The sequence below is a fragment of the Paenibacillus oryziterrae genome (assembly GCF_042610485.1).
Classification (GTDB): domain Bacteria; phylum Bacillota; class Bacilli; order Paenibacillales; family Paenibacillaceae; genus Paenibacillus_AQ.
In genome coordinates this window covers 34,647-47,682 of sequence record NZ_JBGJZO010000023.1, presented here as the reverse complement: position 1 = coordinate 47,682, position 13,036 = coordinate 34,647, and the positions used below count along the sequence as shown (strand labels likewise).

13 protein-coding genes are annotated in these 13,036 nt (G+C 50.0%); 1 reads left to right on the top strand and 12 read right to left on the bottom strand.

Annotation, left to right across the window (positions count from 1 at the left end; all coding sequences use genetic code 11):
• Window positions 1–10 precede the first annotated feature (10 nt).
• From rlmD to ACAN55_RS19500, 4 genes are all read right to left on the bottom strand, one after another.
• Window positions 11–1,489, bottom strand: coding sequence for a 23S rRNA (uracil(1939)-C(5))-methyltransferase RlmD (gene rlmD / locus ACAN55_RS19515; protein ID WP_379136700.1), 1,479 nt, complete (start codon window positions 1,487–1,489; stop codon window positions 11–13).
• A 239-nt stretch (window positions 1,490–1,728) separates the two neighbouring features.
• Window positions 1,729–2,622, bottom strand: a complete 894-nt coding sequence (locus ACAN55_RS19510; protein ID WP_379136697.1) for a diacylglycerol kinase — start codon at window positions 2,620–2,622, stop codon at window positions 1,729–1,731.
• 227 nt (window positions 2,623–2,849) lie between these two features.
• Window positions 2,850–3,704, bottom strand: coding sequence for a sirohydrochlorin chelatase (locus tag ACAN55_RS19505; RefSeq protein ID WP_379136695.1), 855 nt, complete (start codon window positions 3,702–3,704; stop codon window positions 2,850–2,852).
• Between the two features lies 1 nt (window position 3,705).
• Window positions 3,706–3,996, bottom strand: coding sequence for a YerC/YecD family TrpR-related protein (locus tag ACAN55_RS19500; protein ID WP_150274809.1), 291 nt, complete (start codon window positions 3,994–3,996; stop codon window positions 3,706–3,708).
• A gap of 451 nt (window positions 3,997–4,447) precedes the next feature.
• Between ACAN55_RS19500 and ACAN55_RS19495 the strand changes: the two genes are divergently transcribed.
• Entirely contained in the window at window positions 4,448–5,011 is a 564-nt protein-coding gene (locus ACAN55_RS19495) for a tyrosine protein kinase (protein ID WP_379136692.1), read from the top strand.
• A 13-nt stretch (window positions 5,012–5,024) separates the two neighbouring features.
• Here ACAN55_RS19495 and corA read toward each other — a convergent pair whose 3' ends face one another.
• The 8 genes from corA to ACAN55_RS19455 form a co-directional block, all read right to left on the bottom strand.
• Window positions 5,025–5,984 (bottom strand): magnesium/cobalt transporter CorA, encoded by a 960-nt coding sequence (corA, locus tag ACAN55_RS19490; protein ID WP_379136689.1) that lies wholly within the window; start codon window positions 5,982–5,984, stop codon window positions 5,025–5,027.
• A 447-nt stretch (window positions 5,985–6,431) separates the two neighbouring features.
• A complete protein-coding gene (locus tag ACAN55_RS19485; protein WP_379136686.1) occupies window positions 6,432–7,334 on the bottom strand; it encodes a response regulator in 903 nt (300 codons plus the stop codon).
• Between the two features lie 2 nt (window positions 7,335–7,336).
• Window positions 7,337–8,695 (bottom strand): ATP-binding protein, encoded by a 1,359-nt coding sequence (locus ACAN55_RS19480; protein WP_379136683.1) that lies wholly within the window; start codon window positions 8,693–8,695, stop codon window positions 7,337–7,339.
• A 12-nt stretch (window positions 8,696–8,707) separates the two neighbouring features.
• Window positions 8,708–9,358, bottom strand: coding sequence for an amino acid ABC transporter permease (locus ACAN55_RS19475; RefSeq protein WP_379136679.1), 651 nt, complete (start codon window positions 9,356–9,358; stop codon window positions 8,708–8,710).
• Window positions 9,359–9,372: 14 nt separating this feature from the next.
• Window positions 9,373–10,041 carry an amino acid ABC transporter permease gene (locus tag ACAN55_RS19470; RefSeq protein WP_379136676.1) on the bottom strand — a complete coding sequence of 223 codons (669 nt, stop codon included), beginning with the start codon at window positions 10,039–10,041 and terminating at the stop codon, window positions 9,373–9,375.
• Window positions 10,042–10,161: 120 nt separating this feature from the next.
• On the bottom strand, window positions 10,162–10,968 hold the full coding sequence (locus ACAN55_RS19465; protein ID WP_379136746.1) for a glutamate ABC transporter substrate-binding protein: 807 nt from the start codon (window positions 10,966–10,968) through the stop codon (window positions 10,162–10,164).
• Between the two features lie 40 nt (window positions 10,969–11,008).
• Window positions 11,009–11,737, bottom strand: coding sequence for an amino acid ABC transporter ATP-binding protein (locus ACAN55_RS19460; RefSeq protein ID WP_379136673.1), 729 nt, complete (start codon window positions 11,735–11,737; stop codon window positions 11,009–11,011).
• Window positions 11,738–12,044: 307 nt separating this feature from the next.
• Window positions 12,045–13,034, bottom strand: coding sequence for an inorganic phosphate transporter (locus ACAN55_RS19455; protein WP_379136671.1), 990 nt, complete (start codon window positions 13,032–13,034; stop codon window positions 12,045–12,047).
• Window positions 13,035–13,036 lie beyond the last annotated feature (2 nt).

The following is a 13,036-nucleotide window of genomic DNA, read 5'->3' as shown; positions in this document are numbered from 1 at the left end:
TATCAGGGGTTTATTTGTTGGCTACATCACTCTTCACCAACAAAGCCACCGACTCCACATGCACCGTATGCGGGAACATATCCACTGGAGTCACCTCCACGGTGGTATACCCGCCATCCTCCAGCACCCGCAAATCCCGTGCCAGCGTGGAAGGATTACACGACACATACACAACCCGCTCCGGCTTCATCTGCAAAATAGTCTCTAATAGCCGCGGATCGCAGCCTTTACGCGGCGGGTCCACGACGATTACGTCTGCCGTGATCCCTTGCTCTTTCCAGTTAGGAATCACATCTTCCGATGCTCCTACCTCGAATACTACATTCTTCATACCATTCAGTTCGGCATTCGCGCGGGCATCCTCAATCGCCTCAGGGACAATCTCCACCCCGTACACCTTATCGGCATGCTGTGCCAGGAACAGGGAGATCGTTCCGATGCCGCAATAGGCATCTATTACTGTCTCGTTACCCGTAAGCCCAGCATACTCCACTGTCTTACCGTATAGCACTTCTGTCTGAGCCGGATTCACTTGGTAAAAGGAACGAGCCGAGATGGCGAATTGTACGTCTCCGATATAGTCATAAATGACATCTCTGCCCCATAGGACGCGGGTCTCATCGCCAAAGATCACATTAGTCTGCTTCGTATTCACGTTCTGGCAGATGCTTGCCACTTGCGGGAGCTGTTCGCGGATGCTGCCTAGCCAAGCGTCCAAATGCGGAATATCCCGTCCGTTCGTTACCAGCACCAGCATCATTTCTCCGGTGCGGAAGGCTTTCTTGACGACAACATGGCGCAGCAGTCCGCGGCCGGTTTCCTCATTGTAGGCCGAGATGCCGAGGTGGCTGCCGATGCTCTTCACAGCAGCTACAACTGCATCGTTATGCTCATGCTGGATGAGACAGGTCTCCATGTCGATGATCCGGTGGCTGCCGCGTGCGTAGAAGCCGCCTACGAGACCGCCTTCGGCAACGCCAATGGGCACCTGCGCTTTGTTACGGTAGCGCCAAGGCTCGGCCATCCCCATGGTGGGGCGAACCAGAATCCCTTCAGTGGCTCCGCGTTCATCAACAACCTCTCCAGAAGCCACCTTCAGCTTCCCTATTCGCTCCAGGTTGTCCACCACCAGCTGGCGTTTCCACGCCAACTGTGCAGTGTAATCCATATGCTGCAGCTGGCAGCCGCCGCATTGGTCATAGATCTCGCATGGCGGGCCGATGCGGTCGCTGCTGGCTTCCACGATCTTCAGCAGCTTGGCATAGCCGTACTGCTTCTTGGTCTTGAGCACCTTGGCCTGGACCTTCTCGCCCGGAAGAGCGCCCTGCACAAAAAGGGTAAAGCCCTCGACGCGGCCTACCCCTTCGCCTTCATGGGTCATGCCGATGATATCGAGCATAACCTCGTCGTTCTTATTAACGGGCAGTCCGGCAACAGGCGCTGTGCTTTCCCGGCGGCCTGCATTGCGTCTACTGCGGTGTTTACTCATGTGTATATACTCACTTCTTTCATTAGCTTTGCTGTTAGTGTTGATCATATTCCTAGCATTGGGTACCCGAGAAACTCCAAGCATATATAAGATGAACTTGAGAATGATTTGAAAGAGCTGACAAGTCCCATAACTCTGGGAACAGCCGTTCCAAATGAGCATTCTCAAGTTCACGTTCTACCGTTTGCCACTGGCCGGAGTAGTTCACATGTAGTAAACTACTCCAGCCAGCTTCCCGATCACGTATTCTGGGCAAAAATCCGCAGATGCTGCGGCAGGATGCGGAATTGGCCCGGCAAGGTGCCGCCCAGCTCACCGTCCAGATTCAGCTGGACATGGCCCGGAGAGGTTACTTCCATCGCATCCGTACGGAAATACACGACCTTCTTATTCTTCAAATGCTCACCCTTGATGGCGAGTCGGACAAGCCGCACGAACTCTGCCAGATTGCATTTCTTCAGCGCAATGACATCGAATAAGCCGTCGTCGATACGCGCGTCTGGTGCCAGCTTCTCGAAACCGCCTACCGAATTCGTGTTGGCGATCAGGAACAACATGAACTCGTCATGAATCAGCTCCTGCCCGTTCGCCCGGATGACAAGCTCGGTTGGAGACAGGCTGGCCATTTTCTCAATACCCTTCAGGTAGTAAGCAAGCTGGCCCATCATGGTCTTCAGTTTGCTTGGCACTTCATATGTCAACTCGGTCAGGCTTCCGCCACCGGCGATGTTAATGAAATATCGGTCATTGGCTTTGCCGAGGTCTATTAGGCGTGATTCCTGACGCAGGATCAGGTCACAGGATTCTTCCCAGTTCTTCGGGATTCCCATTGCTCTTGCAAAATCATTAGTAGTTCCGAGAGGCAATACGCCAAGTGGAGGCATATTCGGTTTCTCCGCCATCCCGTTAATAACCTCATTCAGCGTGCCATCGCCGCCGGCAGCAATGATGAGGTCGTATCCCCCGCGTTCTACCGCATCTGCCGCAGCAGCCGTAGCATCGCCTTCCCCGTTTGTTGCATGGCAGGAGGCTTCAATGCCGCCCTGGTCCAGCCGGTCCAAAATATCGGCGAGCCGCTTCTTCATTTCTTCCCGTCCAGAAGTGGGATTATAAATCAATCTCGCAGTTTTCATTACCGGAACGCCACCTGTTTTTTATATAATAGATAACCTAACTGATTATACCCAATTCAGTACCCCACAAGCAATGTTAGCGGAACAAGAATGGATAATTTCGGCGGCAACAAGGTGTCTCGGCTGATTTCTGCCCCAAATGCTGTAGTTACCGCATACCTTATATAAGATATTCACCATTCATATAAAATCTCCCCGGAATCCGTAGTCCGCAAAAATAATCCAGCCTAACGGTTACCTGGATCTATTTCCACTTCCCGCCGCACCTTCTCAAGCAGTAGCCCGGCCTGAGTCTCCACCCAATGCCGCAGCAGCGGATGAGGTAACAGCGTCTCGCCGGAATACCGATAGTCCAATCCTTGCAGCTTCTTCGGGATCACGACCTTGGTGAAATAACCCTCACTCAAAAATAGCGGCGCAAGCAGTACGGTATACCCTTGTCCGCCCCAGTACTCGACCTTACTCCTAAGACTATCCGGATTCAGCAGGGCATAATCCGCGAGCGCAACACCTTCCGCCTTGATTACTTCACCTGCCGGTTCTCCCGCAATCCCCTCATTAGAACTCCTTGTTCCGCTCACTTCACGCACGCGTGCCGCAAGCGAGGAGATTCCCGCCTGCCAGCGCTGGCGGAAGCCGTCGTGGACACTGCCGTGGCCGACAAGCAGGAGCACCTCCCGGGAGGGTTCCGTGGAACATCCACGGATTTTATCCCAGAGCATAAGGGCAATATCCGGGTCGTCATCGACCGGATAACCATAGTGGACTCGCGCTTTTACATTGAAAAGCTCCAAGTCCGTCTCCCGTTCGGGTTCCGGTTTGGCACCCAGTGCATATTCTATCTCATCGACATGCGTACTGCCGGAAGAAACAAACAAGGGGATCACCAGAATATCTGTGACCCCTGCATGTTCCAGCATATCAATTCCATCTTGAATCAAACGGCCTTCGACCAGCTCTAAGAAAGAGACAGCCACAGGCACTTCTTCCCGCAGCGATAAGCCGCTCACGGCTTCTTCTACATTCCGTACCCATGCATCGTCACGGGAGCCGTGGCTAATAATGAGTATTCCGGGCTTCATCTTATCGACCCAGGCGTTCAAGCGTCATTTTATATCCATCGTTGCCGTAATTCAGACAGCGTTTCACGCGCGAAATCGTCGCCGTGCTTGCGCCGGTCTCAGCTTCAATCTGGTTATATGTAGAACCCTTACCCAGCATGCGTGCAACCTCAAGCCGTTGCGACAGAGATTGAATCTCGTTCACGGTGCACAGGTCGTCAAAAAACACATAACATTCTTCCATATTTTTTAAAGTTAAAATGGCCTCGAATAATTGATCAACACTTTTATCGTTTAGCTTCTTAAGCTGCATTTGATATCATCCTCCAAAAGTTGTGCTTCGTTAGCATAATTTAAGTTTCTCCCGCAAGAGCTACTATGAACATCTTCGTATAAAACTAACTAATATTTCAAAATTTATAGTGGCTTTCTGCCTCTACTATATTGTACTGGAGCACTTTTTTCAAGCATTAACGATTTCACGCAGTAAAGTCCGAAAATCAAGGACAAGTGTCCACTCCATGCGTACACGTTTAAAGACTGATTTTTTAGAACCTTCCTCCCCGTGTCAACATTTGCCGCCTATCCTATAGTACTACAAAAGCTTGTAAAATCAAGCGTAGTCACGGTTTCTTCACTTTCGTAAGCAGACATAGGCTTCCGCCCTTTTCCGCGAATACCCGGTAAAACCGGGCGATCGTCTATACGTTATGTTCGCCCATGACATACAGTATAGTAATCCAACAATAAAGGAATGTGATATTATGGGTGATCATTACTATAATCATTCCCGCCGCAGCCAGCGCGCACTGGCTGAAACATACAGTCTATCTCCTTACCCCGGCATCCAGCCTTATGTTCAGGTACCGCCTCCCGGAGCCAGCGGTTTGTTCTCTTCTCCGGGTGCCGCCGGGGCCCCGTTCGCTGCCGGAGCAGCCGAGACGGCACTCGCGGTTCCCGCAGCTGCAGAAGCCGCTAAAGGCGGCGGACTGCTAGGTGGCCTAGGAAATCTGGGGAATCTGGCCAATATGGATCAGATTAAAGGCTTGATCGACAGAATGGGCGGTATCGACGGTATCGTGAGTTCCATGGGCAAGGTGCAGAAGGTCATGAACGGATTTCAGCAGATGGCACCTATGTTCAAACTGGTCATGAGCAACTTCGGCAAAGGCAAGGGAGGGAAGAACGGGGCACTGGCGGCAGAAGAAGATGCTGCCCTCTATACCCCCAAACGGCGTAAAAAAAGACGCCCCTCGCAGCGCCCTAAATCTCCATCTTCGAAACGCCGGCGCAATGCACCCGCCACCAGCAAAAGACGCCGCAAATAAGCGGCGTCTTTCTCTATTTGAACCACCCTCTGCTCCGAAACCATAGAATCATCCCGCTACCAAGCCCAAGCATCAGCAGCAGTACTCCGAAATACCCGTACCTCCATCCCAGCTCCGGAAGAAACTGAAAGTTCATACCGTAGATCCCGGCTATTAGTGTAAGCGGCATAAATACAGTGGTGATTACCGTTAGCGTCTTCATAATCGTGTTCATCCGGTTGGAGTTAAGCGAGATATAGCTGTCACGCAGATCAGCCGTCATCTCACGGTCCACCTCGATCATATCGGTCAGCTTCAGCAAATGATCATAAATATCGCCAAAATAATTCCGTTCTTCCCCGTTGCTCTGCACATGCTGCGAGTTCACAATCCGGTACATCAAATCACGCATTGGCACAATCGTCCGCCGCAGCTTCAACAGCCGGCCGCGCACATCAAAAACCTGGCGCATCAGCTCCTCCACGGACTCGCTGCTCCCCCGGCTCTCCAGATCTGCCAGTTCATCCTCTATCGAATACAGGCTGGGAAAATACTTATCGACCAGCTTGTCCATCACGGTGTAAGCCGCCGCCATCGGACCCCCTGACCAGCCTTTACGGTTATGAATTTCCCGTTGCACCTGCTCCCAGGCTTCATCCATTTCGGACTTCTCCTGATGATGATAGGACACGAGAAACTGCTTATGTAAGAATAAGTCCACCTCTTCGGCCGCAAGCGTCTGGTCATTCAAGGCATGCAACACGAGAAACTGCACATCCTCGTAATAATCAAGCTTCGGGCGCTGCAGCAGATGCATACAGTCCTCGATAGCCAACGGATGAAAGTGAAAATAAGTATCCAGCAGTTGTGTCTCCTCATGGGTAGGCATGGCGAAATCCGCCCAGACCCAGGCATACTCTTTCAATTGAATCTCCTGAAGCGGCAGTCCGGTCAGCACCTCGCCCTCATGTGTTACCGCAAGCGTACGTATCATATGATTGCTCCTCCGTTATCTCTTCCCATTACTAAATACTCCAAATGGTTATTGGCAACTACGTTGAGTTTTGGACTTTCGGTCGCTGTTGTCTCCAGATTTTTTTGATTATACCGCTATTCGCGGATAAAATCCGGAGACTGCATATGCTTCCGATGCGAGTTTTCCTACGGAAAACTTTCGGGCGAACGCTGACGCTCCTACAGTTCCAAACCTCCCCTTCGTTGCCCTCACCCTTTTTAGTAGATTTATACTTCCTTCGTATCCCATACCGTTCATTGTACCGCATTTTTCGGCAAAAAAATAACCGCCAGCCCGCTGTCAGCGGCTCCGGAGGTTCGTTTTACTCGCATCTAATGTTGTCTCGTTGTCTCGTTGTCTCGCCGTCTCATTGTCCCGCTGTCCCGTTGTCTCATTCTACCTGCCCGGACTCAGAAGCTTCACCCTCTATCGGGCCAAGCCCTCCTGCAGCTCTAGATACAGCACCTGAAGGAACTTCTTGATGTTCACCTTCACCTTGCCGGTCTCCTTGCCCTGCTCGATTTCTTTCATCTTCAAGCGCACTTCCTCGAAATCGAAGTATAGCGGAGCGTAATGCTCGAACTTGGGATTGCCGTAATCCGTCAGGCCAACGGAAGCCAGATTGGACAGTCCTGCCGCAATCGCACGGCGCAGACGTTGCTCAATAGCTTTGCTCTCTTTGGCGATGTCCTCGGGGCTTTGCTTAGTGGTGGCTGCAAGTTTTTCGTACAGCTCCTTCAGCGGAGGCAGATTGCCGGCATCATCACGATCCGATACAAGCTCCATCATGGCGATGAGATCACGGCTGCCGCTCTCGCCGATCATACCCATGTTCATGAGAATTGGCTGAAGAATCTCGCGGACGGTACGTTTGGCCGCGGGCATCAGCGGAGCACCGATCTGCAGCCCCTCCAGCTTCTCCAGGCTCGACTTAATCTCATCCAGATAACGGTTAATAGCATAACGCTCATGCACTTTGCGCAGCACGGCTTCGACCTCAATCCGGTTAATGGGCTTGCGGATGAAGAATTCGATTCCGCTCCGGTAGGCCCGGCTGACCATGTCACCATTCTCAATCTGTGAGATCATGACGAACTTCGACTTGCAACCCTGCTCCTGCAGCGAACGGATGGTCTCAATCCCATCCTGGTCAGGCATCAGGAGATCCATCAGCACGATGTCCGGAGATTCGCTGAGGATCAGGGTTACCCCGTCCCCGCCGCCTTCGGCCATGCCTCCGACCTCACCGAGACCGCTGTCTTCGATAATATATTGCAGCATTCGTCTGGCGCCTGCGTCATCATCCACGATACAAAAAGTAAACGGCATGCCTACTCCTCCTTCTTCAGCCGTGCTGTAGGAATTTCAATCTGAAACATGGCCCCGCCAGTATGCGGAGCGGTACGAACTTTAATCTCCCCTTCAAAGGAAGTTACGATATCGCGAACGTGAGAAAGCCCGATGCCCGTAGCCGCAACACCTTTTTCATCGAACTTCGTTGTGAAGCCAGGCTCAAAGAGCAGCTCACGGTCCCTTTCCTTCACACCGCTGCCGCTGTCAGTAACAGAGAACAGGGTCATTTCACCTTTTTCAAATACATCCAAGGTAACGGTTCCATGATTCTTAATGGCTTCTACGGCATTTGCGGTCAGGTTGTTCAGCAGCGTCAGCAGGGGTATGTAATCGGTAGTGGTATAGTCGGAGGTAATATGATGATTAAACACAATGGTTTTACCAAGCATTTCAGCGTATTTCTCGTTGCTCTTCACGGTAAACAGCAGAATGCCGGAAAGCGGCATATCACCAGTAACCTCGCGGTCCACCAGCTTCACTAGCCCCGCCAGAATCCGTTGCGAATCCTTCTTCACCTCATGGATCTGCTGGGTAATATCCAGTACCTTACGGCTCTGGACCTGTAACCCCTCATCTTTAAGATCGTTGTACAGCTCATAGCTGTTTAAGGTTACATTCTCCAGTGTGCCAATGGATTTCTCCAGATAAAACACTTCACCGTACAGGCCTGAGCCGAATCCGAGCATTTGCTCAATACGCCGTTTCTGTTCATTCTGGACAATCCGCATCTGGCTAACGGAAATACTACTGTAGATCCCTGTAGTAAAATACGTCCGCAGCATAGCGATCATCATCAGAAATGTCCATTCATTGAGGCGGAAGGTTGTTGTCCCGAGCACAATGAGGCGGGTCAAAAGCTCCATTTCATTCGACACCAGATCAATGACTGCAGCGAGGCCTCCCAGCACAAGCGGGTGAAAGGCATCCAGCCTGCGTTTGATTAGTGCCATTCCCAGTGCAAAAACAATATAGTAGACCATCGCCGAGAAATGGCCCCGCACGATCTGCTCCACAGGGATTCCTGTCCCTGCTGCAAGATCCATTCCGGTACGGAACAACAGTACCACAACTCCGGTAGCCACACCTGTTCTGATATAGGGAAGATGCCTCATTAAAAGCAAAAACAGCAGAAAAGCACTGCTGCCAAGGCCGATTCTGAAGATGTCGCCGCTGAACGGATTAATTTTGAATTCTCCGGCCACAGCCGTTCCCGCCGACACGATCAGAATCTGTATAGTTTTATGTTTGATCAGGGATTGTCCCATTCTCCACTGCTCCTGCCTAGAGATGTTGACAATTATAGTACCATACTCCCGGTTAATTTCAAACGAATTCACACACTTTGCGGGCTAGTGGGTCTTGGTCTCCAGACGTCTCGAAACCATCGACAGCATGAAATTCACAGTGAAATAGATGACTGCGACAAGCAGAAGGGTTGGAATGGTATACGTGTAACCGTGCCCGATGACGATTTGAGCATTATGCATCAGCTCCGGCAAGGAAATTACCACCGCAAGCGAGGTATCCTTCAGCAGGGAGATAAATTGGCTGACAAGTGGCGGAACCATGCGCCGCAAGCCTTGCGGAAGCACAATATGCCAGAGGGTCTGGAAGCTGCTAAGCCCGGAGGACCGTGACGCTTCAATTTGTCCTTTATCGATGGAGGTTAGGCCGCCCCGGACAATCTCGGCAATCATCGCCGCTTCAAATATCGTCAGACCGGCAATAGCCGCAGTAACGAGCCCCATGCGAATCCCGATCTCAGGAAGAGCGAAGCGGATAAAGAATATAATCAAGAGGAGCGGCAGATTACGGATGAGCTCCACAAGCACGAACATAATAGGTGACAATACGGGTACTTTAGCATATCGTATGACTCCGATCACGCATCCAAGCACAAAGCTCAGTGCAATCGCGGCAAAAGCCACAACCAGCGTAATCCATAACCCTTCCATCAGAAACTTCAAGTTCTCAGCAGAGTAAGCACCGGCAAAATCCATAGGATCCCTCCTTTCTAATATTTACGTTCCAGTCTGCGTTCCCACACTCGGATACCATAGCTGAGCGGCAGCGTCAGTACCAGATAGAACAGCGCGACGAAGATATAAGTGTCGAATGTACGGTAGGTTTCAACTGAAATCGTATCTGCGAAATACATAAGGTCAAGACCTGAGAATAGCGTCAGCACGGACGAGTTCTTAATCAAATTAATGAACTGGTTGCCGAGTGGAGGAATGACGAGCTTGATCGCCTGAGGCAAAATGATATGTACCATCGTCTGAACATAGTTCAGGCCGGATGAACGTGCCGCCTCTGTCTGACCGTTCGGAACCGCTATAATTCCTGCACGGATGGCTTCCGCGATGAAAGCCGAAGTATATACTGCAAGACCTATGGTTCCGGCAACGAATCCTTCGTTCACGATAATTCCTTCGAACGAAAACCCTAATGCTGAAGACCCATAGTAGAAAATGAATACTACCAGCAGCAGCGGAATGTTGCGTATAAATTCAACATATCCCGTCCCGAACCAGCGCAGCCCTCTCACGGAAGAGATGCGGAATACGGCGATAAGCGCCCCTATCAGGAAGCTGCCGACCAAGGCGATCACACTGCACAGTAATGTATTAAAAAATCCTTCTACATATGAGCCGAAATACCCGGTCAATATCGAAAAATCCATTCTTTTCACCTGCCCCTTGATAAGTCTACATACAAACACGAAAGGATGGCCGGCGGGTTCACCCGTTCCATCCTTTCGCGTCTACCTGATGTGATGAATTGCCTTTATGACTGTTATGATTTATTTCGCCGGAGCTTTTCCAATCCATTTTTCATAGATCGCATCATATTCGCCGTTTGCTTTCAGTTCAGCAAGCGTGTCATTCACAGCCTTAACCACATCGGTGTTGCCTTTTTGCATTGCGATGCCGTATGGCTCATCAGTAAACGGTTCACCTACTACTTCATAGCCTGGGTCTTGAGCAGCCATGCCGTAGAGAATTGCATCGTCAGTGGTAAGCGCATCGCCTTTGCCGGCTTTGAGCGCACTGAATGCATCCTGGTAGTTATCGAATTCAAGTACAGTTACGCCTTCTACTTTTTCTTTAATATTCTTGATCGAAGTTGCACCTTTGGAACCAAGAATCGTTGAGTCTTTAGTTACATCCTGAATACCTGTAATCGGGCTGCCCTTCTTCACCAGCAGCGATTGTCCAGCCTGGAAGTATACGTCCGAGAAATCAACTTCCTTCTTGCGTTCTTCCGTAATGGTCATTGTAGCCACTACCATATCAATTTCGCCATTATTCAGCATCGGAATACGTGTCTTGGAGGTCACTTCTTTCAGTTCAATCGCATTCTCGTCACCGAGGATGTGCTTAGCAATGGCTTTGGAAATGTCGATGTCGAAGCCTTCTACATTACCAGTGCCAGGGTCCTTAAGTCCGAACAGTTTCGTATCGTACTTCACACCTACAACCAGCTTGCCGTGCTCTTTAATCTTATCGATGCCGGATTTACCTGCAGCGTTATTATTGTTACCACAACCAGCGAGTGCGAACATTGCAATTACCAGCATGACACTTAACAGCTTACCCAGTTTGGACATTTTCATATTTTTCTTCCTCCCCTGATTCTATATATTTTCTTTAATGGCTTAACACGCGGCTGAGAAAAGTACGGGTACGTTCTTCACGCGGACTGGCAAAGAATTGCTCCGGCTCCGCTTCCTCTACGATTTGCCCCTGATCCATGAAGATTACGCGGTCGGCTACTTCCTTGGCGAACCCCATCTCGTGGGTAACAACTACCATCGTCATTCCTTCACGGGCCAGTGTGCGCATAACATCCAACACTTCTCCGACCATTTCTGGATCGAGTGCCGATGTCGGTTCATCGAACAGCATGATCTTCGGTTTCATTGCAAGCCCACGGGCGATTGCTACCCGCTGCTGTTGTCCACCGGACAGCTGGGATGGATAGGACTGAGCTTTTTCAGCGATTCCTACCTTCTCCAAATAATACATCGCCGTCTTTTCAGCTTCCGCCTTAGAAAGGCCAAGCACCTTAATCGGTGCGAGTGTAATATTGTCGATTACTCTTTTGTGCGGGTACAGATTAAAGTGCTGGAATACCATTCCGATATCCTTACGCAATTTATTAATATCAGTCTTGCGGTCATTAACAGTTACATTGTTAACCGTTAATCCTCCGCTAGTAATCGTCTCCAGGCGGTTAATACAGCGCAGCATTGTACTCTTGCCGGAGCCGGACGGACCCACTACTACGACCACTTCCCCCTCCTGCACGTGAAGATCAATGCTTTTGAGTACGTGGAAATGTCCATAATGCTTTTCTACCTGATGAAAGTCGATCAACGCCAAGGCCTCCTTCACAACTAAAATAATTAAGCTACCGCTAATGACTTTCTCTCCGTCAACTATGGTAACACTTAAAACACACCTTACTGTAGAGACTACGAAAACCTACACAATCCTATTAAAAGTTTAAATTATTGATGTCATTTTCTTTTCTGAATGTGAGGTATTTCATTTTCTTTTCTGAGTGATTAACGTTTTTTATCACTTTCTTGTGATATTTTGTGACATAAATCTCTTTTTAGACATCAAAAAAAGCAGCTCCCCGTCTCCCGGAGACCTGCCTTATATGGGTACTTATCTATTCTTAGAAAATAATTTTGAAGATTAATCCCGCCAGCACGGCGCTGATTGGAATGGTAATAAACCAGGTAACAACAATCCGTCCAGCTACGCCCCACTTCACAGCCGAGAAACGTTTAGCAGAACCTACACCCAGAATTGCCGAAGTAATGGCATGGGTTGTACTTACCGGAAGTTTGAGCAGTGTCGCTGAGAAAATAACGGAAGCCGCTGAAATATCAGCCGCAAAGCCGTTGATCGGCTCGATTTTGAATATCTTCGTGCCCATCGTCTTGATAATCTTCCAGCCGCCGATGGATGTACCCAGCGCCATGGCTGTAGCTGCGGAAATTTTAACCCACAGCGGAACCTCCATAGTATCCAGCTTGCCTGAAGTTACCAGAGCAAAGGTGATGATACCCATGGCCTTTTGTGCATCATTGGTACCGTGGGTGAAGGATTGGAAGGCAGCCGTAAGAACCTGCATACTCCGGAAACCCTTGTTAACGGTATGTGGACTACGCCGTGCAAAGATCCATTTCAGAATCGTCATCACGACATAACCGATGGCAAAAGCGATGATCGGAGAAAGAATTAGTCCCAGCACGATATCCTTGAAACCGGCCCACTTAATGTGATCAGAGCCCGCTCCCACAAACACTGCTCCAGCTAAAGACCCGATCAGCGCATGAGATGAGGAGGAAGGGATACCGAACCACCAGGTAACCAGATTCCAGATAATCGCGGCAATTAAGGTGGCGATAACAATATCTACCCCATTATCCAGCAGAGCCGGATCCGTGATACTGCCGCCAATCTTCTTCGCTACGCCCGTGAACATCAGCGCTCCGATAAAGTTCATGGAAGCTGCCATGACGATAGCTGTCCGCGGCTTTAATGCCCGTGTGGACACCGATGTAGCAATCGCATTGGCTGTATCGTGGAAACCGTTGATAAAGTCAAAAGCCAGGGCAAGAAATATAACTAAAGCTAGTACGATAAATGATGTATCCATAT

Bases quoted from the DNA above. Each gene is read 5' to 3' on its own strand.
- rlmD (WP_379136700.1), bottom strand. From the start codon at position 1,489: ATGAGTAAACACCGCAGTAGACGCAATGCAGGCCGCCGGGAAAGCACA.
- ACAN55_RS19510 (WP_379136697.1), bottom strand. From the start codon at position 2,622: ATGAAAACTGCGAGATTGATTTATAATCCCACTTCTGGACGGGAAGAA.
- ACAN55_RS19505 (WP_379136695.1), bottom strand. From the start codon at position 3,704: ATGAAGCCCGGAATACTCATTATTAGCCACGGCTCCCGTGACGATGCA.
- ACAN55_RS19500 (WP_150274809.1), bottom strand. From the start codon at position 3,996: ATGCAGCTTAAGAAGCTAAACGATAAAAGTGTTGATCAATTATTCGAG.
- ACAN55_RS19495 (WP_379136692.1), top strand. From the start codon at position 4,448: ATGGGTGATCATTACTATAATCATTCCCGCCGCAGCCAGCGCGCACTG.
- corA (WP_379136689.1), bottom strand. From the start codon at position 5,984: ATGATACGTACGCTTGCGGTAACACATGAGGGCGAGGTGCTGACCGGA.
- ACAN55_RS19485 (WP_379136686.1), bottom strand. From the start codon at position 7,334: ATGCCGTTTACTTTTTGTATCGTGGATGATGACGCAGGCGCCAGACGA.
- ACAN55_RS19475 (WP_379136679.1), bottom strand. From the start codon at position 9,358: ATGGATTTTGCCGGTGCTTACTCTGCTGAGAACTTGAAGTTTCTGATG.
- ACAN55_RS19470 (WP_379136676.1), bottom strand. From the start codon at position 10,041: ATGGATTTTTCGATATTGACCGGGTATTTCGGCTCATATGTAGAAGGA.
- ACAN55_RS19465 (WP_379136746.1), bottom strand. From the start codon at position 10,968: ATGTCCAAACTGGGTAAGCTGTTAAGTGTCATGCTGGTAATTGCAATG.
- ACAN55_RS19455 (WP_379136671.1), bottom strand. From the start codon at position 13,034: ATGGATACATCATTTATCGTACTAGCTTTAGTTATATTTCTTGCCCTG.